The organism is Arthrobacter sp. TJ-265 (assembly GCF_058269135.1).
Map to the genome: position 1 here is coordinate 416844 of NZ_JBZCND010000002.1, position 25090 is coordinate 441933.

At 59.7% G+C, this 25090-nt stretch carries 18 protein-coding genes and 1 pseudogene; 6 read left to right on the plus strand and 13 right to left on the minus strand.

The window, feature by feature from the left end; translation table 11 throughout:
• Nucleotides 1-14: 14 nt before the first annotated feature.
• Nucleotides 15-452 carry a GlcG/HbpS family heme-binding protein gene (locus AC4D2E_RS10490; protein ID WP_490952566.1) on the plus strand — a complete coding sequence of 146 codons (438 nt, stop codon included), beginning with the start codon at nucleotides 15-17 and terminating at the stop codon, nucleotides 450-452.
• 236 nt (nucleotides 453-688) lie between these two features.
• Here the strand turns inward: AC4D2E_RS10490 and AC4D2E_RS10495 are convergent, their stop codons facing one another.
• Together AC4D2E_RS10495 and AC4D2E_RS10500 are read right to left on the minus strand one after the other, a co-directional pair.
• Complete coding sequence (locus tag AC4D2E_RS10495; protein WP_490952567.1) at nucleotides 689-2836, minus strand: RNA-binding domain-containing protein; 2148 nt, start codon at nucleotides 2834-2836, stop codon at nucleotides 689-691.
• A 336-nt stretch (nucleotides 2837-3172) separates the two neighbouring features.
• Complete coding sequence (locus tag AC4D2E_RS10500) at nucleotides 3173-3679, minus strand: SRPBCC family protein (RefSeq protein WP_490952568.1); 507 nt, start codon at nucleotides 3677-3679, stop codon at nucleotides 3173-3175.
• A gap of 85 nt (nucleotides 3680-3764) precedes the next feature.
• On the opposite strand from AC4D2E_RS10500, the gene AC4D2E_RS10505 reads away from it, so the two are divergent.
• Nucleotides 3765-4556 carry an alpha/beta fold hydrolase gene (locus tag AC4D2E_RS10505; RefSeq protein WP_490952569.1) on the plus strand — a complete coding sequence of 264 codons (792 nt, stop codon included), beginning with the start codon at nucleotides 3765-3767 and terminating at the stop codon, nucleotides 4554-4556.
• A gap of 47 nt (nucleotides 4557-4603) precedes the next feature.
• Here the strand turns inward: AC4D2E_RS10505 and AC4D2E_RS10510 are convergent, their stop codons facing one another.
• Together AC4D2E_RS10510 and AC4D2E_RS10515 are read right to left on the minus strand one after the other, a co-directional pair.
• Nucleotides 4604-6457: a hybrid sensor histidine kinase/response regulator transcription factor gene (locus tag AC4D2E_RS10510; protein WP_490952570.1), complete on the minus strand. Its 1854-nt coding sequence runs from the start codon at nucleotides 6455-6457 to the stop codon at nucleotides 4604-4606.
• Nucleotides 6458-6627: 170 nt separating this feature from the next.
• Nucleotides 6628-7887: a restriction endonuclease gene (locus tag AC4D2E_RS10515; RefSeq protein ID WP_490952571.1), complete on the minus strand. Its 1260-nt coding sequence runs from the start codon at nucleotides 7885-7887 to the stop codon at nucleotides 6628-6630.
• Between the two features lie 941 nt (nucleotides 7888-8828).
• On the opposite strand from AC4D2E_RS10515, the pseudogene AC4D2E_RS10520 reads away from it, so the two are divergent.
• The 3 genes and pseudogenes from AC4D2E_RS10520 to AC4D2E_RS10530 all read left to right on the plus strand — a co-directional run.
• Nucleotides 8829-8933, plus strand: a pseudogene (locus AC4D2E_RS10520) (hypothetical protein); the annotation flags it as partial.
• A gap of 158 nt (nucleotides 8934-9091) precedes the next feature.
• Nucleotides 9092-9175, plus strand: coding sequence for a hypothetical protein (locus tag AC4D2E_RS10525; RefSeq protein WP_490952713.1), 84 nt, complete (start codon nucleotides 9092-9094; stop codon nucleotides 9173-9175).
• A 265-nt stretch (nucleotides 9176-9440) separates the two neighbouring features.
• On the plus strand, nucleotides 9441-9653 hold the full coding sequence (locus tag AC4D2E_RS10530; protein ID WP_490952572.1) for a hypothetical protein: 213 nt from the start codon (nucleotides 9441-9443) through the stop codon (nucleotides 9651-9653).
• Between the two features lie 32 nt (nucleotides 9654-9685).
• Here the strand turns inward: AC4D2E_RS10530 and AC4D2E_RS10535 are convergent, their stop codons facing one another.
• From AC4D2E_RS10535 to AC4D2E_RS10555, 5 genes are all read right to left on the minus strand, one after another.
• Nucleotides 9686-10111 carry a very short patch repair endonuclease gene (locus AC4D2E_RS10535; RefSeq protein WP_490952573.1) on the minus strand — a complete coding sequence of 142 codons (426 nt, stop codon included), beginning with the start codon at nucleotides 10109-10111 and terminating at the stop codon, nucleotides 9686-9688.
• Between the two features lie 377 nt (nucleotides 10112-10488).
• Complete coding sequence (locus AC4D2E_RS10540) at nucleotides 10489-11838, minus strand: DNA cytosine methyltransferase (protein WP_490952574.1); 1350 nt, start codon at nucleotides 11836-11838, stop codon at nucleotides 10489-10491.
• 9 nt (nucleotides 11839-11847) lie between these two features.
• Nucleotides 11848-12546 (minus strand): DUF6339 family protein, encoded by a 699-nt coding sequence (locus AC4D2E_RS10545; RefSeq protein WP_490952575.1) that lies wholly within the window; start codon nucleotides 12544-12546, stop codon nucleotides 11848-11850.
• 65 nt (nucleotides 12547-12611) lie between these two features.
• Nucleotides 12612-13568, minus strand: coding sequence for a hypothetical protein (locus AC4D2E_RS10550; protein WP_490952576.1), 957 nt, complete (start codon nucleotides 13566-13568; stop codon nucleotides 12612-12614).
• Nucleotides 13565-15433 carry a hypothetical protein gene (locus tag AC4D2E_RS10555; protein WP_490952577.1) on the minus strand — a complete coding sequence of 623 codons (1869 nt, stop codon included), beginning with the start codon at nucleotides 15431-15433 and terminating at the stop codon, nucleotides 13565-13567. Before AC4D2E_RS10555 ends, AC4D2E_RS10550 begins: the two co-directional genes overlap by 4 nt.
• A 1296-nt stretch (nucleotides 15434-16729) precedes the next feature.
• On the opposite strand from AC4D2E_RS10555, the gene AC4D2E_RS10560 reads away from it, so the two are divergent.
• Complete coding sequence (locus AC4D2E_RS10560; RefSeq protein ID WP_490952714.1) at nucleotides 16730-18451, plus strand: DUF262 domain-containing protein; 1722 nt, start codon at nucleotides 16730-16732, stop codon at nucleotides 18449-18451.
• Between the two features lie 686 nt (nucleotides 18452-19137).
• On the opposite strand, the gene AC4D2E_RS10565 is transcribed toward AC4D2E_RS10560, so the two are convergent.
• From AC4D2E_RS10565 to AC4D2E_RS10580, 4 genes are all read right to left on the minus strand, one after another.
• Entirely contained in the window at nucleotides 19138-19341 is a 204-nt protein-coding gene (locus tag AC4D2E_RS10565; protein WP_490952715.1) for a hypothetical protein, read from the minus strand.
• A 284-nt stretch (nucleotides 19342-19625) separates the two neighbouring features.
• The gene (locus tag AC4D2E_RS10570; protein ID WP_490952578.1) at nucleotides 19626-21647 is read right to left on the minus strand and encodes a BbrUII/HgiDII family restriction enzyme; all 2022 of its coding nucleotides are present in this window, start codon (nucleotides 21645-21647) and stop codon (nucleotides 19626-19628) included.
• Nucleotides 21619-22701: a DNA cytosine methyltransferase gene (locus AC4D2E_RS10575; RefSeq protein WP_490952579.1), complete on the minus strand. Its 1083-nt coding sequence runs from the start codon at nucleotides 22699-22701 to the stop codon at nucleotides 21619-21621. Before AC4D2E_RS10575 ends, AC4D2E_RS10570 begins: the two co-directional genes overlap by 29 nt.
• A gap of 1502 nt (nucleotides 22702-24203) precedes the next feature.
• A complete protein-coding gene (locus AC4D2E_RS10580; protein WP_490952580.1) occupies nucleotides 24204-25046 on the minus strand; it encodes a glycosyltransferase family 8 protein in 843 nt (280 codons plus the stop codon).
• Nucleotides 25047-25090: the final 44 nt, after the last annotated feature.

Below are 25090 nucleotides of genomic sequence, written 5' to 3' on the forward strand. Positions count from 1 at the left end.
GACGAAGGACACCCATGACACCAGGATCAGTACTCGAGACCATCACGTCGGAAGAAGCCCGCATCGTCATCGACGCTGCGGCAGCGAAGGCAACGGAGATCGGCCAGCCCATGGACATCGCCGTGGTCGACGCCGGCGGGAACCTGAAGGCGCACGTGCGCATGGACGGCGCGAACATCGGCAGCATCACCATCGCGATCAACAAGGCCTACACGGCCATCGCCTTCCAGTGCGAGACCGGAGACCTGCAGGGCGTCACCCGCCCGGACGGTCCCATCTACGGACTGAATGATGCGCATGGCGGACGCCTCGTGGTGTTCCCCGGCGGCATCCCGCTGGTGCGCGACGGCAGCATCATCGGCGCGATCGGTGTCTCCACCGGCACCATCGAGCAGGACCAGGAAGTGGCCTCCGCCGGCGCCGCCGCCTACCTGGAGTTCGCGCTCGCCTGACCCTCGTGCTGCGAGCCACCAGTATCGTGCGGTCAGATTGTCGGGCCTTCCGCAGTATTCACCCGCACTGTGCCGCTCACACACTTCTCGATCGTCTCCGTCGTGGTGACGACCGCGCGTTAGTGCTATCGACCGCTAGACCTCGGCCGAAGAATCGCCTGTGTCAAGTTCGCGAGCCGTCAGCGAGCTTGGCTCACACGTTTCCAGCGCGCAACTCTTCGCTTCGACAAGCTAGCTCACCCTGACAGGTCGGACGATCGCTGCGCGATAAACTGCTGCACGTCCCTGCCACTTTCTAGTGCAATAGTTTGATTTCCAAGTCGACGGTAGATGATCTTATCATCCACCCACGCAGGACTTTTACTCTGCATAACCGTAATGACCAGGATTCTCTTCCCGCGAAAATCGTGAAAATCAGTGCGTACATTATCGGTGACTAACTGACGATCAATCCGTTCCGCCAAGAGATCACCTCGCACCCATCGCTCATACCGGTCGAGACTGCCTTTGAAAAGGTTGAGATCGGGCTCAATACCCTTTGCTATCCCCTCGTCAGATATTCCAACCAGTAAGCTGCCGCCCTCAGAGTTCAGGAATGCAGCGACGGTCTTCACTACTGCATCCTCCATCCTTGAATCCTTGGCCTTGGTATACAGATTTATTCTGCTTGTCTCCTTAAACTCAATTACTTGAGATTCACCCTTCCGCACGAGTGCGGCGAGGTCATCGGATTCGCCCGTTCGCGAAGAAACTACCGGAGATGCCCCAGCTCGGAGCGATTCGCTCAATGATTGCAACGCCGCGAGGGTGGAACTATAGCGCACTCCATCACTATCCCGCCTAAGCAGGTTTAGCAGTATTAGATCATCTGCAGCATCTCGCGCGTCCAAATCACCAAGCACCCAATCGTTCAACTCATCCGGAGAGATAGTGCTGTCTAGTAGGGCCGCTGCAGAAGGATAATGTATTCCGAGAGCTGCTATTATGCCCGCCCAAGCTTCTGCGGCGCGATCGGACCACTCCTGCGATTTCACTAGGACGTCGTCGCCTCGAATTTCGAGCACTGCAAGGGAACCATCTCGATCGCGATCGCGGACGGCACGCCTCACCGTGGAGGCAAGATCACGAACGAAATACGGGAAACCGCCGGTGAGCCGGTGCACCTCCACTACTGCATCGTCTTTCCAATCGAGAAGCATCGGGCGGCCCAACTCCCGAAGCAATCCAGCAGTTTCTTCGAGACTGAATGACGTGAGGTAGACGCTCTCCACTTGATTGAACATCGGATTATCGATAGTTCCATCTGGGCCAAGAGAACTACTCCTAAACATTCGATTCGCCACGCCACTGAATACCAACGAAACGTTCTCGCGCGCCTGAGCAGCCGACCGTAAAGAACCTAGTAGTACTTTGATCGACATTGGATTTGTTTGGGCAATAGCCGCTGCGCTTTCCACTTCGTCTACTGCAATGACAATTCGGACGTTAGGGTTTCTCGATGCAACCCGTTTGATTCTGTCGGAAAGAGTTGCAGGACTCAACCCGTCTACAGCCTGGTCCGCTTCGTTTCCGACCCAGACATCGATTCCTTTTGATTTTGCAACTTTCAACTCTTCATTTAGGCTCGAAGCAATAGAGCTTGCCAACTCTTCAGCTGAATGTGCTTCCAGCATCTGAAAGTCAGCGATCGGCATTATTATTCGTCGCGGTAAAAGTACTCGCTTCAGCTCTCGGAGCACCGACGTCTTTCCAGATCGACGAAGTCCCAGAATCGCGACATTCTGGTCTCCTTCTATTGCGGCAGTCAAGCTGCGCAGCAGTCCTGCTCGCCCAAAAAAATCGATACCACTCACAGGGTTTTGTGTTTGATAAAGATCTCGTTCACCCAATCGCAACTGCAAGTTCATAACAAGAGCTTCCAGTAGGTCCGTTGCATTTTGCTCCGCTATACTGACAGGAACGATAGTAAGTTCGCTATAAGAGTCGTTCTGCCATTCATCAACCTTAGAGTGGATCTGGGGGTCTTCGGATATCAGAAATGCCACCCGTCGAGAGGGTGTAAATCGTTCTGAACGCACGGCCTCTTGCTGCAGAGAGCGCACGATATCTCCCGTCCGAAGCGTGATTGCGTTGAAAGATCTGCGTTGGAAGTCTCTGAATGGGACGAAGTAAGCAGCAACCTCCCCATTAATCCCGAATCGTCGCTCGAGGTCGTCACCAAGACGCAGGAGGACAAGGCCAGAACTCTTCAGATCAGCGTCCTGACCCACTGGCGCCAGGAAGAACGATGGATTGGGGTTACTTGCCGTCTGCAGTGCCTTGTCCAGCATTCTTGCAGCCGGAAATCGGGTGAAAAATCTCTCGCGAATGCTGCTTAGCGACATGGATGTCCTCTTCTTTAGAAGTTATGTCGAGCTTACGACCTGTAACTGTTAGATGGCGAAGTAGGCGGAAGCACCTCCAGATGGCTGATTGGAGGCCTACGAGATAGACGTGTTCTCGGAACCTGAAAGCCCCTGACTCGGGCAGCGGACTTGGGTAGTAGGGGTTGGCGGTGAAGGACGAAAGCTTTGTCGAAGAACGCCCGATCCGGTAAGGAACCGCACCGCAATGGGCGCCCATTGGCGTCTCCACGGGCACCGTCGAGCAGGAGCAGTAAATTGCCGGCGCGGGCGTCGCCGCCTACCGAGATGCCTACTGTGAGAGCAGACGACGGGCGGCTACGTGCCGGATTCGGCGATCCGCTTGATGGCGGCGAGCGTTTTCGGGATGCCGTCGAGCGCCTGCTGGGTCCGGTCGGTGATCTGCGCGGGCACATCATCGCCGAACTTCTCCTCGAACAGGGCGATGCCGCCCGGCAGGAAATCCCAGGATTCGGTCACGGTGGTCCCGGTGCCGGTCGACGTCAGCGTGTAGCCCCAGCGAACCCGGTCGCCGCCGACCACCCACGCGAACTCACGGCCGCGTTCTGCGGCCACGACCTGCGACCGGGTCTCCCAGGTGCGGTGCGGAAGCTCGTTGTGCCCGGTGAACCAGGAACCCACCTGGCCTGCAGCGGCGTTGTCGTCCCACCAGCACCGGGTGCAGACCGGACTCCACTCGCCGGTGCGGGTGATGTCGGAGACGAGCTCGTAGACAGTCTCGGCTGACGCCTGGATGGTGATGGACTCCTGGTGGTGGCGGATCTCGGTCTGGCTCTTGCGCCTATTCTCACAGAGCTCCTGCATGGTCCCCCGCCGGCGCGGGGATCGGCGGGGACCACTCTGTGCCTGCATAGACTGGGGCCTCGCGCCGGCTACGAAAGGCCCCTCCATGTTGAACACCGAACGAACCGGCGCCGGGAGGCCACTCGTCCTCGTGCACGGGCTCGGCTCGAGCGTCCGCACCTGGGACCCCATCCTCTCCCTGCTGCGGGAACAGCGCGAGGTCATCGCCATCGACCTCCCCGGGTTCGGCAGCAGCAAGCCGCTCGCGGGCGAGGTGACCATCGCGACCCTCACGGACGCCGTCGCGCAGTTCCTCGAGCAGGAGAACCTGCGCGATGCGGATCTCGTCGGAAGCTCGATGGGCGGGCGTATTGTGGTCGAGCTGGCGCGGCGGGGCCACGCCGGCAGCGTCGTCGCCCTCGATCCCGGAGGATTCTGGAGCGACACCCAGGTGCGCATCTTCAACGGCAGCATCACCGCGTCCATTGCCCTGGTACGGCGCCTCCAGTCCGTCCTGCCGTCACTCGTCCAGCAGGCTGCGGGCCGGACGGCGCTGCTCGCCCAGTTCTCAGCGGCCCCCTGGAAGCTCGACCCGGACCTCGTGCTCACTGAGCTCCGCGGATTCGCCACCTCGCCCAGTCTCGATGATGCGCGGAAGTCGCTCGCGCAGGGACCGCGCCAGGCCGGCGCGCCGAAGGGGACGATCAAAGGCACGCTGGCGTTCGGCTGGGGCCGGGCGGACAGGGTCACCCCGCTCAGCGAGGCCGCCGTTGCCGTGTCCCTCTATCCGGACGCCACCCTGCACGTCTTCGAGGACTGCGGGCACTTCCCGCACTGGGACCAGCCACAGGAGACAGCCCGGTTCATCCTCGACGCCACCGCCGCTGGGTCCTCGTAACTGTCCGCTGAGCCGGACACCTGGCAAGCGTGCCGGCGGCGCGACGCCTACCTTGAGTTCGCGATCGCCTGACCCTGGCGCTGCAGCCCCACCAGCATGGTGCGGTTGCGGGCCCCGGTCTTCCGGAGCATCGCACTCACGTGCTTCTCGACGGTCTTGACCGAGATGGCCAGCCGCGTGGCGATCTGCTTGTCCGCCAGGCCTTCGGCCAGGAGGTCCCGGACCTCGAGTTCACGGGCAGTCAGTTGGATCGACTCCCCGGTGTCCGTCGCACGGGTCTCCGTGAGTCGCGTGAACATCGCCCCGTCCAGCAGGGCGTCGCCGCGGGCTGCGGCGACGACGACGCGCGCCACCTCCGCCGGTGCGGAGGAGAGGGAGAGAAAACCGCGCACGCCTGACGACGCCGCAGCCGCCAGCTGCTCGTCGGTGGGGCGGTCGACGACGGCGACCACCGGCCGCTCCACGGTGTCGCTCTCCTGCGTCCGGATGTGGGCGTACTCGGCGAGCAGGTGCTCGTCGAGGACGAGCATGTCCGGCTGCAGAAGGGAGACCGATTCCGTGAGGTCCTCCAGCGTCCCCACCTCCCCCAGCACCTGCACGGACGGTTCGGACGTCTCGAGGAGCCGGACCAGGCCGGCCCGCAGCAGGGGCTGCGCGCAGGCCACGAGGACCTTCCACCGTTCCCGTGATGCGTCGCCGTTCGAGGAGTAGGGCACCTCGGCGCGGACGCTTGTGCCCCAGCCCGGCGTCGAGTCCACATGGAGCTCGCCGCGCAGGAAGTGGGCGCGGGCGGCCATGCCGTGCAGCCCGAGCCGGCTGCCCTTCAGGCTCGTCGTCTCCGGGTCCTCGAACCCGCGGCCGTTGTCCTCGATGACGGCGGCGATACCGGTGGTGTCGTAGAAGATGCCCACCCGGCACGTTCTCGCGTCCGCGTGCACCACGCCGTTGGCGATCGCTTCCTGGATGATCATGAAGAGCTGGTGAGCCACCGCCGGCGCCAGGTCGTGGGGCTCGCCGGTGACCAGGAACGTCACGTCGATCGGGTAGCTCGCGTTGATCCGGTCGACTTCCTGACGGACCGCTTCCTCGAGCGTGCGGCCGGCCAGGCTGGAGGGACCGAAACCCAGCACGGTGCGGCGGGTCTCGAAGAGCGCTTCATGGGCGAGCACGCGGGCGGCGTCGATGTGCTGGATGGAGGGTGAGCCGCCGGGCGTCGCCTTGTCCGCGCGGTCGAGGTGCAGAAGCAGCGAGCCGAGAGACCGGCCGATGGTTTCGTGGACCTCCTGCACCGCGCGTTCCCGTTCTCCGGCGACGGCGGCCTCGCGTTCCTTCGCGGCGGCGGCCTGGTGGAGCCGGGAGTTCATGATGGCGATGGCCGCGTGGTTGGCGAAGAGTTCGACGAGGGACGCGTCGGCGGGGCTGAAGACGCGGCCGGGACCGTCGCTGAAGATCGCGAACGTGCCGATGATGGTCCCGGCCCAGGTGATGGGGACGCCGATGACGGCGCTCCCCCACCGCGAATCGTCCGGGTCGATGTGGCCCATCGGCACGGACGCGTAGCGGTCGAGGATCACGGTGCCGCGCGTCTTCACGATCTGCCCGGTGAGGCCTTCGGTCAGGGGGAAGATCTGGCCCTCGCGGCAGCCGACGCCCTGGTCCACTTCCTTGCGGTAGTAGCCCTCGGCTTCGTGGACGATCGAGATGGACCCGCTCTCGCAGCCGAGGAGGGCGGCGGCATGGCCGAGGACGCGTTCGAGCAGCGGGACGAGTTCGAACTGGCCGGCGAGGTCGCCGGCCAGTTCGGTGATGCGGTCGAGCTGGGACGGCGGGGTGTGGCTTTGCTGGTTCTGGGTGATGCTGGGCGTGTTCTCGGTGGTGCTGGGCTTGGGAAGCTGCTGCATGGACGGCACCTGTCTCCTGCGACCGCGCGCGGCACTGCGCTCGGGGTTTCAGGATAGCGGGCCGCTAGAAGAGAACCAGACGGAAACCGACGGTTCCTCTTGTTTGGTAAAGAGCCAGCAAAGGAGTTCAACATCTGATGCTGAACGGCACTTACTTCTGGAGATTGACCTTAGAGATTTGCGATATCGACAAAACCATTCGTTGGAGCTGGCCCCTCAGCGCGCTCCGACTCCTTTATTGCCGGCGCTGAGGGCACACCCGATTGCTTTGCATGGGGGAACTCCTGCAGCATCCATGCAACGACTGCGGGCTCAGTGCCAAGTCCGCCTTCTTGAAGAACTCCTAACAAGTCCCGGCCGGAGATGACGACTATCGGATGGCCATCTTCAAGGAACTCCTGATAAGCCTGACTAGCCACATAAGATGTCGTGACAATGACACCGAACTGTCGATGCCGAAGACGGGAAACCAGTCGAGCGATCTCACGAACCCCGACACCGTTACTCGGCCCATAGCATTTTGCTTCGATGGCAAAATCGACAAAGATAGAACTAGCACCATGCCCGACACGAAGTTTTGCGGTAGCATCCCGCCCGCCGTCTCGATGCCGTCGGGTAACGTCAAGATCAACTACGGTGCGCAAACTCATCTGCACAATGTGCGCCGCGAAATATTCAAAAGCATACGGATCGATTGAAAAATATTCATGAACTCGCTTCAATATCCTCTCACCGGCAGCGGTTGCTGGGAGCTGTGCATTTTTTGAGCGATGTCTCATAGTTTTAGGAGCAACAAGAGGAGATATGACACCGGTTGCAACCCAGTGCTTCCAAGCGTCGGGGGCGAAGTCGACGGATTGGTCTTGATTGGTCAAGTCGGTGATCCACCGGCGGTCCACTGATCGACAATCGAGCACAGTGAATTTCGCTCGATAGTTTTGAAATCGATGGTTATCGCGCGTTCTCCATATCGCCGCCAGAGCGTCCTGCGGAAGCTGCCCAATCAAGCCAGGTACAGCAACTCCGAGAAAACGAACCGCCCGCCCCTCGCCTGTATATTCGAACAGGAATGTTGGCGGCACTCGCAGCCGCCCCGACTTTCGCTCTAGATTCTCGTTGAATACATCAGCTAGAAACAGGTTTCCCTTTTTAGAATGCAATTCGTGTCCTGCGCGTTTATTATCCCCAAAGTAGGTGAATACTCCTGTTTCTGGGTCTAACCCATCCGGCCAGTCAGGATCCTTGGAATTTGTCACTAAGCATACGTAATTGCGCGACGATCTTGGACCCCTGAAGCGGAATCCGCCTTGGTTCCCCACTGCGAGCAGTCTACTAATCGGATCGTCCCCGGCGTTCCCCTTCAGCCCACCCAGGTACTGCTCATCAACCACAAGATCTGCCTCGTTTAGCATCTCGAACTTTACAACCATCCCCCAACCATATATCTAGTAGTCGTTGCGATGGGTACTTGGACTGGTCAGCGGCAATCCCTCCAGACGACAAGGATGATGTTTTGGCGAATTTGTAAGCAGCCGCTACCTCGATCCCCCCTACATTCTTCAGAGACTGGTCCTGTTGCAGGAAGGGCGTGTTTCGAGCAGTCAGCGCTAGCGTGATCTTGACTTATGTTCCTCCGTCCGCTCAGGGCGGGTTGCCTAGCAGCGGGTACGCCTGGCATTGGACTTCGGGCCTGATCGAATAGGCCTCGACCTTCGGCGCGCTCTCACTTACCTCCTAAAAATGCTCGCGATACGACTGGCGGAAGATCTCTTTTGCCCCAAGCCTTGCCTTCTTGGGCGACCGGCAGGACGTTTACCGACCCTGGAAGGCACACGCTGGAGGAGGGTACTGCGCCGCTTGTCAACCTCGTACCGATCTACGTCGACGACAACTTCCGCAACACCCGCTGGATCGCGGAAGCCTTCAAGGACTTCGCCGGCGCTTACTTTGGACCTCGGGGATGACGGGCCTGCCCGCCAGGCGCGTTCATTGTTCAACAGAAGACGCGCTAGATGTCGCTGGAGACTGCGTCCACGCGTTCATCGAGGACGGCTTGGTCCGCAACCAGATGGCGCTGCTCACCACCCACCGTCGCCACACCATTCATCTGGAGCACTTCGAGAACGGCATCGTCGCCGACTACTGGCGCGAGTTCCATCGCGACGAGGCCGAGTTCTACGGGTACGTCCTGAATTTTAAGGGGCTTGAGCGCCCGGTCATCATCCTCTGCGTCAACGGATTCCGCAACATGAACAAGACCGCAGTACAGCTGTATGTAGGACTGTCCAGGGTGCACAGCCTGCTGGCGGTTGTTGGGAACGACGCGGAGATCGCGGCGGCCGCTGGACCGGGCGCTGCGCAAGACCGAGCAATGGCACCTTATCTCGGGTTAGCCGTGGTCAACGCTTGCGGGAACCTGAAGGCGCACCTGCGCATGGACGGCGCGAACATCGGCAGCACCATCGTCGCGATTAACAAGGCCTACACGGCCATTGCCTTCCAGCGCGAGACCGGCGACCTGCAGGCGTCACCCAGCAGGACGGCCCATGTACGGACTGAACGATGCACACGGTGGACGCCTCGTGATGTTCCTGCGGCATCCCGCTGGTCCGCGATGACAGCATCGTCGGCGCGATCGGCGTCTCCACCGGCACCATCGAGCAGGACCAGGAAGTCGCCCCCGCCGACGCCGCCTACCTTGAGTTCGCCGTAGCCTGACCCTGGCGCTGCAACCCCACCAGCATGGTGCGATTGCGGGCCCCGTCTTCCGGAGCATCGCGCGCACGTGCTTCTCGACCGTCTTCACCGAGATGGCGAGCCGCGTGGCGATGTAGAAGTCTGAAGATCATCGACTCCCGCTCTGACCTCACGCCACTTCGCACTAAGGTCGGCGCATGCTGATGCCTTCGAGGGCCCGCCGGAGAACCAATTTTTCGCGCTCACCCTGCATGCCGCGTCGGGTGCCGACCCCTCCCTCGAATGATTGGCTGCACCGTCGGCGGCCGCCGACGCAGTCGGCCGCTGGCTCAATACATGGCGCACCGACGATCCGCACGGCATCGGGGGCTATGCAACTGAGATGGGCAACCGGTTGGTCGTTAGCCGCTCGGACGACGAGAATCCGGCCGACGCGTTCCCGATGAATGGCCGCAACGCGGACTGCTTTCCCGTGTACGACTTCACCGGCCGGACCTAGCTCAAGGGCCTCAAACTAACCCGAGTTGCTGCTTAGGCGCGTGCTTCGAGTACCTGGGACACGATGCCCACTGCCTCCCCAACTGGCTGATGTTCCCAGATGGTGATCACTACCCACCCCGCGGCTGACAACCGTGCAACCGTGTCGGCGTCGCGTTCGATGTTGCGAACGATCTTCGACTGCCAGTACTCCGCGTTGGCGCGCGGCGGGGAATAGTGCTCAGGGCAACCATGCCAGTAGCACCCGTGCACCATAACCGCGACCCGTCGCCGGGTGAAGGCGATGTCGGCTCGTCGATTCAGGTCCGGCAACACTCGAAAGTCGACCCGGAACCGATAGCCGAGAGCGTGCAGCGCTTGCCGCAACCGCACCTCGGGCTTGGTGTCGCGTCTCCTGTTCCCGCGCATCGATTTCCGGGTGGCATCACTAGATGCCCACGATTCGCCCTCGCGTGTCATCGGGTCAGCCCGACGAAAGGAGGCTGCGGGGCGAGAAAACACCCATGATCTCAGCGGACAAGCAGTCGTTACCAGTGAGCATCTCGCACTTCCAAGCAACATACCCCCGCCACCCGAACACCCCCACATCGCGCATGAGCTGCTGGTCGAAGTAAAAACAGTTTGCTAGGCGACGGAGACGAAGCAACATGTCCGTACGCGGCATCCGCGCGTACTCACAGCCGTAATGCCTCTGCCAGTAACGGCTGTACACCAACACCACGATCCGACAGTCATCAAGTACGAGGCCCGGTGTCCCTGGGAAGGCCTGGGCGTGGGTGCTGAAACTTCGCCCAAAACCGCGGAGTACGCCGGCGAGGCGCAGCTGCGAGATCGTGTTACCCCACTTCGCTGGTGGCCCGCTGGCGCTGCTGTATCTCGCCTCCCAGCGCGGAAAGTGTTGCGGCGAATCCCAGTAGAGACGGCACCGCATTTCCGATCCATCGACTGATCTCGGAACGGGACGGCGGCTCCACTGCGCTGGCGTTGAAGCTGAACCAGTCAGGAAATCCCTGCACGCGGGCAGCCTCCCGCGGTGTCAGGACGCGGCGTTGCGTCGGGTGGATGAACCGCCCGCGACCAGGAGTGAGGAACCCGCCTGTGATCGTCGGCGCCGGACGACTTCCATGCATCCGACCGTAGGTGGCCTGGTATGTGGTCCCGTCCTTATGGCAGTCAGGCCGGATCACGTTGGGAAGGTCGTACGCATCGTTGTCGAACAGATACCCGATTCTCATCGCGTTCTCGGCACTGAGCTGCGGCACGGACTGCATGACGTCTGCACTGTCCAAGGGCTTGGCCTCAAGGTCTTGGAGCAACCAAGAGACAGGTAAGGGCTCACGTGTCATCAGCTCGGAGATCACGCCGAACTGCAGGGGCTGACTGTCACGCGACGCAACCAGGAAGAACCTTTTCCGTGTCTGCGGCCAACCGAACTTGTCGGCAGCAAGCACTCCGGACGAAATTTTGTAGCCGCTGTTGCGCAGCAGCGCCATTGCGGTCTGCACCACACCCTGCTTGTCTGCCACTACATTCGGAACGTTCTCGATGATGACGTGGCGAGCTCCCACGGCAGCAGCTACCGCGGGGACCGTCAGGTAGAGCAGGTTCTTCGGATCATCGTGGCGTGAATGGTTGTTCAACGACGAGTGCCCTTGGCACGGGGGTCCGGCCAAAATCACGTCGACGTTACCGACGAGTCCCGCAAGACGCTCGTCCACGACGGTGGGTGCATACGCGAACTTGGCACCGGGACCGTTGCCGGCGACCCGGAAGTCCACCATTCCGCGCACCGACTCCTGCACGACCTGTCGCGGGCGGATGTTGTTTTTATAGACCTGGAGAGCCCGCTTGTCGACATCGGCCGCGAGTAGCGGAAGGCCGTTCATCCCGAGTGCGGCCATTGCCTCCATCGCGCCGATGGACAGTCCACCCACGGATGAGAACAAGTCAAGGAATCGTAGGCGCGGAAGGTCTCGCACCGGCTTCGGCCGCGGTTCGCGTAAGAACGACCCCCACCAAGCCGCGTACGGGTCCGCGTTCGTCAGTTCCGACGCCACTGATCGCTCATGTGTGGTGGTCTGTTCCCCGACTGTGACGGTCCGGCTTGTGCCCGCCGGGCCCGTTGCATAGTCGATCGAGACCCCGCCGGCCAGATCCAGGTCGAGACGATCCAGTGTAAGAGTCATGCTCCAACTCTAGTCGGCGGAGTTGTCCTCGTCGAGCGCGGCCAGGTTGGCCGCGGTGCGGGTCCGCTCGCGGTCAATGAGGTCACGTGCCTGCGGCTGATCGAGAATTTCGAACAGAACGTTGGATCTGACTCGGCGGAGGTTCTTTACGAAGGGTCGCACCAGTTCGGTCTTGAGCTTGCCGTCCTTCACGTCTACCAACAGTTCGTGCACGACGATCGGCGCGTTGCCGTTCGCAACGCGCAGAATGTGGCTCTTCCATACATCCGCAGCACCGAACCTAGCCATTTCGAAGGGGTCCGTCGCATTGGCAGCCGTTCCACCCACCTGCGCAATGTGGGCCCGGTTGAACATGCGGTGGGGAACGCACTCCCGGCCCAACCCATTGGAGGCTGCACCAAAGTAGGGCAACTGGGCAGTCACTTTCTTTGTGGTCTGACGCCACAGTACGAAGTCGTACAGGTAGCACGCGGCGTAGCGCCAGAAATCCCTATCGGTCAGGATTGGGCCGGGCATATCGGCCAGCCCACTATATAAATTGACAGACAAGCGGCCTTCTAGCTCGTCGCGCTTCTGGTCACTTACGTATTTGGTCAGATCCTCGTTTCGCCAGTCCGACATGACTGATTCAAGCGTCTCGTTTACGTGTTCCACCCAGTCGTCACCTGGGGTATTACGGTATGAAACTTTCAGGTCCAGGTTGGACATGTGTCCGCCACCTCGCCCGTTGATGTACGCCGTCACGTCGGACCGGAGGACCACTGGGTACGTCATTACTTCTCCCTCAATGCTGTGGCGGATGCTACGCGCATGTTGAACGCCGCTTCCAGGAATGCTCGGAGCCGATTCGGTTGTGCGGCAAGTAGAAGGGCGTGTGCCACGTCCGTATTGAGGGTCTTTGCCAAGTTCTGGAAGAAGCGCAACGGCGCCGGATACGCCTCAAGCGCCTCCGGAGTCAGTTTGGTGTCGCCACCAGTGCCCAGCTCGCTGCTGATAGCTTGCGCCACGGTTTCCGTGGCTTGAATGGCCAACTCGATTTGCATCTGCATGGCGGAAGAATCAGTCGCGTTCGCCAGCAGGAGGTTCAGCACCTCAGGGTCCACGTAGACGTTCACCGCATCAGAGAGATCCTCCGCATCCAGTACCCCTTCCACGTTGACATACCGAAGCGTTCCGGGAGGCAGGCCGTAGAAGTCGCGAATTTCATCAGTCATGGGCTCCGGGCTGAAGCTGGTTTCGTCCTCCTCGGGCCCAATACGAAAATCGCGTCGTGCCAGCCACGTTCCAGCCATGTGAGGCCGGAGAGGCGCGGCTGTCAGGTCGTGCAGCAAGACCACAGCGATGGTCAGCACAAAACCCGCGCGATCGTTGAAGATCATGTCCGCCTCTGCCCGATCGACCACAAGCTCCGTGTCGTATGCCTGCTTATGTAAATAGGACTGCAACAGCATGTAACTGGTGCGGTGCGTGCGGCCTCTTGCGAACACCACTAACCCGCAGTCCACCTCCGGCACCGCGGTCTGCGTCACAGCGGTCCTTAGGGCGCTGGAATCCGGAAGCGTGATCGTCATTTTTGCAGAGGCGAGGTCTTCAGGTAGCAGTACTACCGCGCCGGGCTCGTAAGCCGTGTCACCAATGTTCAGCCGAACGGCGCCAAGAGGGACGTCTGCCGCATCAATCCCGGCAAAGGGTCGGATGAGCGCGCTCTCGGAACGCGTGCTCAATGTCATTGGTTGCTCCAGTCGCTGGTACGGGTGACGGCAGGCTGCATAGAGACCGTCCAAAGGTTCGGGTACGGATCCGATTCAGCCACGAAGGTGACCCGCTCCGCCTTAGAGATAAAGCCAACCCAGGAGCCATCCTCGTCCAGGGCGAAGCTGTGATCACTGCCCTTCGGGCGGACATTAACTGGCCACCGCGACTGACTCTGGTTCTCGTCCTCGTGGATGAAAAGCTGGCAGGACACCCGAGCCTCGCAGCCCACGCCCGTGGCATTGTCCGCAACCCGAACAGTGAACTTGGTCTTAACCCGCACATTGTCGTCGTCTAACACCTCCGGGCTGGGCCGACCGTCGGGGAACTGAAGCTCAATGCGTTCACCGCCAGCAGGAGGCGGCGTCCCGGGCCCGCGCTTAGTTCCCATAAACCCGGTCATCAGCTTGGAGAAGTGGCTCAATGACTGATTTCGCCTCGGCGGCGGCGGCGCGATGTCCTTGGCCATGTCCGACACCGACCGGGCAATCTTGGTCATCACGGCATGTGCCGTCTCTGTGGCCTCCGTTGCCACATCACCTGAAGAATTTTGCGTCCAACGGTCGTGGCTTGAGGGTTCTGTATCTCTCAGTAGGCTGTTGACCTTGTCGCTTGAAACGAAAACACCTCGGAGGGGAACGCGTCGGCGGGCATATGACTGGTAGCCGATGATCATGCGAGGCGCACGCATAAGTGCTACAAGGGGCGTGCCCTGTGCCTCTTCACCCTCTTCATCTACAGGCGTCTCAGGCACTACCAGCGCCAGGTTACCTAGATCTTGCCCGCCTACGCCCGAACTGTTCCGCCAAGATTTAGATGCCATGCGCTCGTTGTTCGCGTCTCCGGGTTCGTCCAGCTTTGTGGCGATACGAAATGCGCGGAGGAACTGCGCGACGAATGGATTGTTGGCTGGCTTCGGCACCTTCACTTCACCGGAGGGCAGAATCACCTCCACGTCGAGTCTGTGCTCTTCCAACGCCGGCCACCACCACTTCTCCAGTTCACGGAGCAGGTCATCAGGCTGAATTGCGGGATCGACAACAAGGAACGAAGACCCGTGCGCCTCAAGCTCGTCAGGTTTGCGGGGCTGGAACCCTAGCTTGGCCGCCACCCGGTTAGCATCGTCATCACTGAACGGGATGGCAACGTTTTGCTGAGCAGCGCCCTCAGCGTGGTGATCAGAGAAAGCAGCGCGACCATTGAACATCTTCTTGCCGTCCTGCAAGTTAGGCCACCAGGTGAACCCTACCAAACGGGCGCGGGTTGGGTCGTCTTCGAACTGCTCGAACATTGTGTGCGCGATGACTGAGTGAATGCGGCTGGCTCGCTCTAGGGCGCTCTTGCCGAATCCGTAGGACCCGCCTGCGTCAGCCGCCTTATTCGACGCGCCAATGTAATACATAGCCATGAAGAGGTGGCTCTGCTTAAAGATTCCCGGGTCGCCGTACAACCCGTGCGTGCCGTAGTCCTCAACGTACAACAACCGCAGGGGCTGATTAGGGTCGCCCAGTACGTCCAGCACTGTGCCGGACTGAAGGGGATCCTTGCTGATCTTCTTGTACACCTCCCGACGGGCCCTCATGCCCTCCAAGTCCAGTGCGCTCACCATTGCAGCTTTCTCGTCCCCGAGCAGGGAGACGAACCGGAACTTGACCCGGAACTGCACATTCGGGTGCTTCTCCTTGAACCGCTGCGCTGCGTCGCTTGAGTTCTGCACGGCCTCTCGCGCTAGAAGTGCAGTGTCGGACAGCGAGCCGCCTCGGAACAACTTGCTCATCGCACTGCCATCAGCGCCTCCGCTCGGATCCGCCATTGGCCAATGCCACTTCACGGTCTTTGCCACGTCGTTAACTCTCCCTATCCGCGCATTGCATTGCCAGTAACACCTTCTCAGACCAAGGTTGGAATTATTAGGACCTGAGCTTGAAGTCCTCGCGCGCCCTTCTGAAGCGTCACCCGACCTGGGCTCACGTAATCCTTCTAGACGAGCGCTGATCGCCGCCACGCCCACTTCGAAACCGAAATCGGACCGCTGCGCCAGCAACGTGGCGCTGGCGAACGCTCCGTGTAGCGCGGGCTGAGCATCCGCATCCGCCTTCCGGCCGGCCGTCGGCCATGTCGAGCGCCGAGCCCAGCATGAAGAAGTCGACAACGGTCGCAGCGTTCACGAACACTGCGGCCACGTGCTCGTAGATCTCGAGCGTGGCGTGATTCGTCAGGACCTTGCCGACCAGCAGCGGATCGCCTGCGCAGCGCCGTGCGGTAGCTTTGCGCCCATGCTAGCCCTGTTCTGTCAGACCGATCTGACGGTCAGGAAGTTTCACGGGGCTAGGGCATCGGAGCCGATGACGGACCGGGGGCCGTTGAGAATATCGACCCGTCCTCGCACCTGGTGATAGCTGGACGACGGACTGACCGACAGCTTGTTCGCGAGCCCTGACAACGTAAAGTCCCCGATTTCGTCAACCAGTGCCGTCCGGTGGATTTCGCCCGGCGACAGAACTGCCTTTCGTGGTCGCCCCACACTTCCCTCTCATACCTGCGGCCGCGCCGCTCTAGCCCGTTCCGATGCTGGCAGCGCTGGAGGTTTGGTTGAAACGCGATGACGCTGCGCGCCCACGCCCTACGCCGCGCGGCGGCGAAGGCCTCGTTGAGGTCGCCAAGCCCGATGCGAAAGGAAATTAACCAAATAACGATTAGTATCCCGCAAGGAGCCGCACCATGCGACGCGGAAAGTCCCGACGGGAACGGCGGACCTGTAGTTCGATCCGATGGCCGACTCCTCGCTCTCTGCGAGGAGCAACGCGTCAATGCACAACGGGCTGTCCTCGGGCGACAGGCCCACGACCGGGGCCTTGCCACCGGGAGCGACGAGCGAGGAAAGGGACTCCATAGTTCGAATCCGCCCGCCTTCCGCGAAGGTGCATGCGGCACCTCCTCCACACAGCACCCGCCGCTTTACTCAGGAACCGGTGACTGGAACCGATCAGTGGCACTAAAGTGGCATCTAGTTCGAAGGCAACGATAAATTTCGCTGCTCTGTGTTTGTTCAACCTAGAAGGTGACCTTGGCGAAAGAACGAAATCTTTCCGCGGATCCAGTGACGTTGCAGGAGCGTCTCAAAGACGACGTCCAACTCATGTGCCCGTTGTTTCAAAGGAAGTATGTGTGGACAGTGAGGGAGATTGACCAACTCTGGGACGACATAGACTCAGTCCTCGACGGAACTGCGGAACGCCGATTTCTTGGTGCACTAGTATTCGCTGACCAGGAGAACTCCTCGTCAACAAGTGCTGGCAAGTACCTAGTTATTGATGGGCAGCAACGAATGACTACGCTCGTTCTGTCTGTAATTGCGCTTGCGGAGCGAGCGGCGGAACAAGGGGACGAAGGGCTAGAGCTAGCACGAGATCTTTTCGAGCAATACATTGTAAGTCGTAAATCGAACACCAAGAATCAGCCGAAGTTGGCACCAACGCTCATCGATACGGGTCAATTTAACGAGATTCTGCGTCAGACTTTCGGCAGTCTATTTACACTAGATATAAATGAATCTAAGGAAGTCGGCCCACTTGAGGGCACCATGACGAGGTCCTACGGATTGCTGCGGAAGAAGATCCTAGACCGTACTCTGGCCGACCCGGAAGCGACGGACAAGGAAGCCTCTGTCCGTGAGAGTATCCTGCGTCTTATGGATACGGTTCTCGACCGATTGGAGTTTGTGGAGATTCTTCTCGGTGAAGAGCACGATCCTAATGAAGTTTTTGATCGCCTGAATAAAGAGGGCGTTCGTCTCGGTATAGTTGATCTTGTCCGTAATGAAGTGCTGAAAAGACTAAGCGACGACCCCAAACAGGCACTGCAGCTTCATTCCCAGGAGTGGCTGCCTTTTGAAAAAGCGTTTGGTGATTCGAGCGCCGGATTGGATGGCTACTTCTACCCCTACGCGCTTACGGTTGACAGTAAAATCACGAAAGCAAAAGTTTTCGCCATGCTTTCGAAGCAGTGGAACGCTCAGTTCAGAGATTCAGGATTAACTCCTGAGCAACAGCTAAAAAAAATAATGGACGGCCTCAAGAGTCATGTCGTCTCCTATAACGCCATAGCGCGTGGAGAAACAGATCAATTGGACGAAGACGTTGTCGAGTATGTTCAAAAGCTATATGAAATGAACCGGCCAAGTTCCGTTTACCCGTACATCATGCAATTACTTACAAATCATTCCCTGGGGAAGGTGGAGGCGCCTCAGGTCAAGGAATGTTTGAGGATCATCGAATCGTTCTTAGTGCGACGAGCATTCCGCGGAATTGAACCCACGGGCTTGCATGCCATCTTCAAGGGGATGTGGGACGTGGCAGGTGCCGACCCTGCAGCCGTGCGCAGGGCGATAGTGTCTAAAACTGTCGTGTATCCGAACGACGATCAGATTTGGGAAGCCATCACGGAATGGCCTATGTACTCCCGCAAGGTGCTGCCTTACGCAATGGCAGAATATGAGCGGGAAGTTTCGGTTGTAGACGTAATGAAGTCCTTGCCCGACATCACCATCGACCATCTTATGCCTCAATCCCGCAAGGGAGAGTGGGTAGAGGTAATGGGGGACAGTGAGTTCGAAAGTTTGGTAGATACTTGGGGGAACCTCGTTCCATTATCTGGGCCAGCAAACTCGGCTAAGAACGCGAAGAGTTGGACTGAAGCTCGTAAACTGCTGGCAACGGAGACCGTATTTTCCTCTACCAAGCAGGTCTATGCGACCCAGGAGGACTGGAACGCTGAAACTATACAAGCGAGGTCCGCAGCCATTGCTTCTTGGGCAATTGATCGTTGGCCGTCCTTTGAGGACTACCTTAAGAAGGGATAGCCGCTGATCTACTTAAGTACAGCGGGAACTCTATAGAGCGGGGCCATAAGCCCCGCTCTATCTCATGCCGCTGCTCACCTAGGCGACCGCAACCAACAGCTGGCACTTAATCCGCTCTCTGAGCACATCGCTCCTGACCGGCGCCTAGTAACTAAGGCGAGGCCCGCTCACCAAGATGGGGGCGGCTGAGTTCGACGCTTGGCGTGCAAAGCGTGTAGTGATCACTGACGCTGGCCCTCGTTAGGCGGGCCAACTGTTGCCGATGCTCAAGTAGCGGTAGACGGTGGCGCGGCTGGCTCCGATGATTTTCGCAGGGTCGGCACCTGTTAGCCACTAGGCCTCAAAGTCCCAGATTCGCTTGACCATGCCGTGGGCAGCGGTGAGCGCTGCATGCTGCAGATTTGCGTTCTGCTCCGAAGTGCCGACCCTGGCGTATCCGACACTTCCCAACCCAATTCTCATTGCGCTCATCAAAGGCGTTATTCTAATTTGCTGAGAACACTCGACGTGAGACACATTGCTGAGACGGAACGCGGACGTCGACTGCCTCGCAGTTACTGGAGCGCGCGCCCTCCCCGCCCGAGCTCTGCCGCTCATCCAGTCAAAGGATCGTTCTCGAGACGCGTATCCTGACTCCGCTGTCGTTCACATACCCGGCGTCACCGTACTAACGCTCGCTTTGGTTGTCATCCGGAGCGTTCAGCCGAGCCAGGCAAGAGTTTATTCTTGTCGAGGTGGCGACCTTCGTCGACATTTAGTAGGCGTCGCAGTTCGTGCACTATCAGTTCTAACGGCTCCGCTGCTTCCTCCGGCAGCTCGTGCTCCCAAACCCTGAGGACGTTCCAACCCCGGCCCTCGAAGTAAGTCGTCGTCTCAGCATCTCGCTCGATGTTCCTGCTGAGCTTTGTCTGCCACTAGGAAGAATTCGACCTCGGTAACAATCCGTGGTCGAGGCAACCCTGCCAGAAAAATCCGTCGACGAACACCGCGAGCCGCACCTTCGTAAAGACGATATCCACACTTTGTCGAGGTAGGCCCTCCACCGGCAACTGAACCCTGCAACGCAACCCGCGTCAGTGCAGTGCGCGCCTCACCGCCAATTCAGGTGCCGTATCCCGACGGCGCTGGCGGGAAATTCTCGCGCCGACCGAACCGCTTAAAGGCACCGGCACGGTCAGGTTTGAGGACGCATCTGCTCGATGCGCTCAAGCACGGTATTGAGTTCCGTAACCTTCTTACTCGCTTCTAGGTATTTGGCGTATTGCTTCAACGCTCGATCAATCAGATTATCGTAGGTTACGTAACGTCCGTTGATTTGTGACAAGCGTTTCTCTGTATGCTGCTCCACTGACTCATTGATTCCCACTAGTTTAGCTGTGGGGTGGTCACCGATGACGAAGACCACTTCGACAACCGGATTCGGTTCCTGCCGCTGGCTGAGAATGCTCTGGAGCGCCACCGCGTACTTACGCCCCTGAAGATACAGCTCCTCGGTATCGACCTTTCGTTCATATCGCTTGAGCTCGACGATGACATGCTTGCCGGCCGTGTTCTTGTAGCGAATGTCGATGCGGCCGTTCTCGTCAACGACTTCCGGATTGCTCTTGAAGGCCTCTGGATCAATTCTGCGCAGATCCTGCTCCATCTCGTCACTACCCGCTGCTCGCTCCCACGAGGAATCCAGAAGCCAAAGGTGCGTAAAAAGGTGCTCCTGGAGGACTTTCTCCTTCTCGTCCGCCCTCGTGATCGATTGGAACGTCTTAATTGCTTCCACGCGCGACTTGAGGATGTCTGCATACAGGGCGGACTCATAGGTGTCCTGCCTTTCGAGAACCGGCAACAATGACGCGGCATCAAGGCCACTGAGCGCGTCGAGATCCGTCGCAGTTCTTCTCAAGCCGATTCTCTCGAACGCTAGGATTCCGGAGCGGTACAGATCCGCCTTCTGACTGCCTCCAGAGTCCGTGTCGAAATCCAACGACGCAATGGTACCGATCATCGCTTCGGCGGCGTTCCGCTGCCAAGGTTCGAGGCCATCGATCCAGTTCTTGATCTCGGGTAGCTTTGCTTTGACCTCAACGGCCTTCTTCTTGGGCCTGGCATCTGCCCACTGCTCGGACGCCGGAAGGAACCTTTCCCGCAAATACTTTTGGAGACCAAGGACGCGGGGATCGTCCTCCATCAACCGTTGCCGGTCACTGGTTGCAATATCGTCGAATTCTCCGTCCAGATCGAGAAAGTCCGCGCTGATCTGCCCTGTCACATAGCTCACGAATAACCGATTAAAGTTGAGCTTTTCAAGGATACCTTCCTGAATCGGACGATTCCTGGCCAGAACAATGATGTTCTTCAACGAACCCGCGTCTTCGTCCGCGACGAGGTCGTTGGGCTTGTGAGCCGTTCCAAACCATCCGCTGACTCGCCACTCCTCATTTCCTGCCACGACGTTGTCGTCAATGCGGAACCTCTTGATTCCAGTCGGAAGATTTGAATCCGGGATGGAAGTATCTCCAATCTCCCAAATATACTCGAGAAGCTTCAACTCTTCCCGATCCTCATAGGTAAGACGGGCTCCATTGATGCAGATTGCAAAGTCCCCGTCTTCGGGATCACACTGCGTCAGCACATCAAAGCGGCGAGCAAGGCGCTTCCGGAGAGCGGCAGCCGTGAGCTTGGTCCGCGTAACACGAAGTTTGCTTAGCTCGATCCTGGTACCGTCCGCTTCGAGATCCTCTCCTACGACCGGTACCGGATGATAGATGGCATTCTCCGCGATCCTTTTACGAAGCTCTGCAACCTGGATGATAAAGCCGTTTGTCTCGCCGTCTTTCCGGGACAACAGCTTCACTTCGTCAGCGATCGAGAAGATAGACAACTTGCCTATGCCCTTACGTCCCATAAAGGGTCGACCGAAGCGTGTTGATGAGAGGCCTTCGGTCTGCCGTTTTGGGTAGCCGACATTCAAGTAGCGGTCGTTCAGTTCATCGATGGTCATGCCGGATCCGTCGTCCTGAACTAGGACTGAAGCAGCCTTGTGGTCCCAGGTGATATCGACTCGGTTCGAGTCGGCATCCCAGGCGTTCGCAACGACTTCGGACAGCACCGCTGTTGCATTGCTGTAAAGCCTGATGCCCAGCGCATCGAGGACCGACATATTTAACTTGAGCTTATAAGTTTGCGGATCCAGCGTTGTCATACTCCCCCAATGTCCTAGGTTGCGCGTTCAGAGCAGCACCAACTATCCGCCCGATAATCGGGGGGACGGCGTTGCCGATGAGACGACCGACGATAGAGAAGTATATCTCGGCGCCATCAGGTACAAATCGGTAGGAACGTGGGAAGCCCTGCAGCATCGCTGCTTCCCGGAGCGTCAGTGTTCGGTCCTGCGAGGGGTGCCCGAACCGCCCCGTCCCGTAGTTGTAGGACTGCGTAGTGATCGTTGGCGAGGGCTTATCCCACTCCATACGTGCGTACACACTCCGGAACGACGCTCCAGACTCCTTCTTGTGACATTCCAAGTGGAGGTCGTCGGGCCAATCCTTCCACGTCCCTCCTGGAACCGACGCTCGGACACGGCGGAGGTTCAAGTCGGACAGGGTCCTACTCTTGTGGAGCGGATCCTCAGGATGAGCGGAGCCGTGCTCGACCTCTGGCAAATCTCCTATGACGTCCTTCACCGACTTATAATCCCGTGGAAGATGCGTCCTCTCCGGCAAGACGACCCTCCCCACGAGAGAAGCAATCAGGACCAGTCGTCGTCGGTTCTGCGCCAAGCCGTAATCGGGACAGTAAACCACCCGGTAGTCCACCTCGTAACCGAGTTCCGTCAACGCCCTCACAAAATCCACGAATACCTTCGTGCGGGCAAGACCAGGGACGTTCTCCATGGTGACGAAATGCGGCTTGGTTTCCCTGATCAATCGAGCAAAGTGGTCGAGCAGGGACCACCGAGCGTCTTCGGACGGATCTGCACCGCGGCGGTGCGTTGAAAACGGCTGACACGGGGCACACCCTGCTAGAAGCCGAAGCGCACTCTGGTCCCACAACTCGTTCAACTCGGCAGCTGTGACATCGGCGACATCTCTCTGGAGAAATTCAGCTCCGATGTTCGTCGAGTACGCGTACTCACAGTTCGGATCGAAATCTATGCCCGCCTCGACGGAGATGCCGGCATCTTTCAAGCCCTGCGAGAGTCCACCGGCCCCACAGAACAGGTCTACCGCCGAGATCTTGGGAGAGGATTTGTTCATGAGAGAAATCTACCGACTAACATCCTTGAGGTCGACCTCGGGAGCAACCTGCGTCGTGTCTTCCCCGACAAATCGCGACGCATCACCGGGAAACCATCCCAGCAACGTCTCATCGAGTCGCTGACGTCGCTGGCCCTGAAGGCGCGCTTACGCTGCAATGTGCGTTGACGCGCCAACCCCACCGGCATCACTCCTTCCTCGGGCCCCTTCCCTGAGTCGTACACGGAATATTGACCCTGGTCGGCTCCAAACTGCTGTAGCTCCTCGAGCCTTCGCGCCCACAGCTCCTCGGGATCCCCGTTCCGCCCACCTTCCCACTCTTCTATTCAGCTAGGAGCTGCGGGCCGGTCTTCTTGCAGGGCGCCTACGTCGTGGAGGTGCTGCTGGCGCAACAGCTACGAGTACAGGCCACGCTGCCTCCTAATGCTGAACTGTCCCGGCATCGCGCCGTCGTGCTCGCGCACGTATGCGGCGAGGTAAACGTGACGGTTCCACTACATCCGCTCATAACCCACCGGTGGAACCTCCGCCCTGGGCTCCTGGCGGGCTAATCGCGCAGTACAAGACAAGCATCGAACCAGTCTGGAGGGTCTGCTGCACGGAGAGGTGACATTTTGGTGGCTTCTCAGTCGTTGCTGAGGGAGGCTCCGTCGAGAATCGGAGGTACCCGGGAATCGCGATGGCGTCGTATCCCCAGTTCAGAACAGTCCATCGGCCCTCCTTTAGCTTCATTACGAGAGGATGGGCTTCGGCGAACACGACGCGTTCCCACACCCCGCTCATTGGTGGCGGGATAGACGTAGAGAAGCTCGGTGTCCAACGCTACGGCCCTCTAATCGGCTCCGATGCCAGCTAGGTCAGGATCAAGGGGAAACGCTTTAAGCATCTCGAGCAGCATCACACCAGCGAAACGGTCCCATAGTCCGTGGCTGCCAGCAGTGCTCAAAGCCAGAGCATGAGCTGTGCTCTCAGGATTGTGCCCGCCAGAGCTCAGGTCTTCACGGACTGCTTCAACCCACGCCTGGGCCCAGCACAAACGAAGGATCGGGTGCATGTGCCCCCAGGCTTGGATTTGATCACTCCTATAGACAGCGCTGAGGAACCTGAAGGCGGCTGTGGCAACCTCAGCTTGCGCCGCAGATCCGCCCCGACACAGGACAGATCCCGGGTCAGGGGTCATCCATCTATAAGCGGTGAAGCTTTGCAATTCAGCTCACAGCCGTCCACCTGCGGATGAACCACCGCATGACCTGCTGCCTACTACAGCTACGCCGACCCACTGCGCCTAACACTAATCGCGGATTCATCCTCGAACCAGGATCGCTTCCAGGAGCTGATGCACTTCCGAGGGTAGAAACGTGTCATATGCGCTGCTATCGGCGCCAATACGAAGAGGCCCGGATACCGCCATGCGAACGCACATGCTGGCGGCGCGGAACGCGGCAGGTGCGAACCCCGCCACGCGGAAGCGGGGTCGGGACCGAGCACCTTCGACTGCGGGGTCAGGAGCCCACGGGTGCGCCCAGGGTGTCTGCCATTTCCCACCAGAGCCGGTTCACCTCGACGTACCGGTCGGTGAGGTCGAGCGGCTTCGCCCACGGCTTGTCGATGATGTAGTGGATGTTCTTCACCGACGCCGGATCCCAGACCGACGGGTGCTGGTGCTGCAGGGTCTTCAGCGCGTTGTACACGTAGGGCAGCGGACGCCAGCGGTCGCGGTAGAACTCGTTGAGGAAGTCCTGCTCGGCGAACGGGTAGTGCGACAGATCGTCCACGCCGGCCAGTCGGGCCACCATGTCGGCGAGGACGGCCTCGTCCGGTGACAGCGCGAGGAAGCCGCCGTTCAGGTAGTTGTCCGTCGCGCCCGGTTCGGTGACGTGGTCCCCACCCCGGCAGTGCTTGTAGAAGCAGGTCTCGGGTGTCCAGCTCGGCGGATAGCTCGCGATCCGGTTGGGGTTGCACCGGCATGCGTGGCAGGCGGCGATGGCGCCGTCGGGCAGGTCCAGCGCGAACAGCTCGTCCATGTTGCGGGTGACGAGCATGTCGGCGTCCAGGAAGGCGACGCGCTCGAACTCCGTGAGACCCCACACGGCCAGCTTGGTCCACACCTCCGCGAACCGGGCGTTGGCGTAGCTGTCGGCCGACCCGCCGGCCGGACGCAACGGTGCGACGTCGCGCAGGAGGCAGCCGTCGTCCTGCAGGAGGCGCCGGGCCTGCTCGTCGATCCCTTCGGTCACCATGACCACGAGGGGGATGGTGCTGCCGGAGGCTGCCAGCGAGGCCCGCAGGGTCCGGACCCCGATCACGTAGTCGGGTTGGGTCAGCAAGGTCACCCAGGCGTTCATCGGTGGTGCTCCTGTCCTAGTGGCGGGATCGGGTCAGTCGAGTA

Coding starts and splice junctions, on each gene's coding strand:
- AC4D2E_RS10495 (WP_490952567.1), bottom strand. CDS start 2,836: ATGTCGCTAAGCAGCATTCGCGAGAGATTTTTCACCCGATTTCCGGCT.
- AC4D2E_RS10560 (WP_490952714.1), top strand. CDS start 16,730: ATGTGCCCGTTGTTTCAAAGGAAGTATGTGTGGACAGTGAGGGAGATT.
- AC4D2E_RS10540 (WP_490952574.1), bottom strand. CDS start 11,838: ATGACTCTTACACTGGATCGTCTCGACCTGGATCTGGCCGGCGGGGTC.
- AC4D2E_RS10570 (WP_490952578.1), bottom strand. CDS start 21,647: ATGACAACGCTGGATCCGCAAACTTATAAGCTCAAGTTAAATATGTCG.
- AC4D2E_RS10510 (WP_490952570.1), bottom strand. CDS start 6,457: ATGCAGCAGCTTCCCAAGCCCAGCACCACCGAGAACACGCCCAGCATC.
- AC4D2E_RS10490 (WP_490952566.1), top strand. CDS start 15: ATGACACCAGGATCAGTACTCGAGACCATCACGTCGGAAGAAGCCCGC.
- AC4D2E_RS10535 (WP_490952573.1), bottom strand. CDS start 10,111: ATGACACGCGAGGGCGAATCGTGGGCATCTAGTGATGCCACCCGGAAA.
- AC4D2E_RS10580 (WP_490952580.1), bottom strand. CDS start 25,046: ATGAACGCCTGGGTGACCTTGCTGACCCAACCCGACTACGTGATCGGG.
- AC4D2E_RS10500 (WP_490952568.1), bottom strand. CDS start 3,679: ATGCAGGAGCTCTGTGAGAATAGGCGCAAGAGCCAGACCGAGATCCGC.
- AC4D2E_RS10550 (WP_490952576.1), bottom strand. CDS start 13,568: ATGACATTGAGCACGCGTTCCGAGAGCGCGCTCATCCGACCCTTTGCC.
- AC4D2E_RS10545 (WP_490952575.1), bottom strand. CDS start 12,546: ATGTCCAACCTGGACCTGAAAGTTTCATACCGTAATACCCCAGGTGAC.
- AC4D2E_RS10575 (WP_490952579.1), bottom strand. CDS start 22,701: ATGAACAAATCCTCTCCCAAGATCTCGGCGGTAGACCTGTTCTGTGGG.
- AC4D2E_RS10515 (WP_490952571.1), bottom strand. CDS start 7,887: ATGGTTGTAAAGTTCGAGATGCTAAACGAGGCAGATCTTGTGGTTGAT.
- AC4D2E_RS10505 (WP_490952569.1), top strand. CDS start 3,765: ATGTTGAACACCGAACGAACCGGCGCCGGGAGGCCACTCGTCCTCGTG.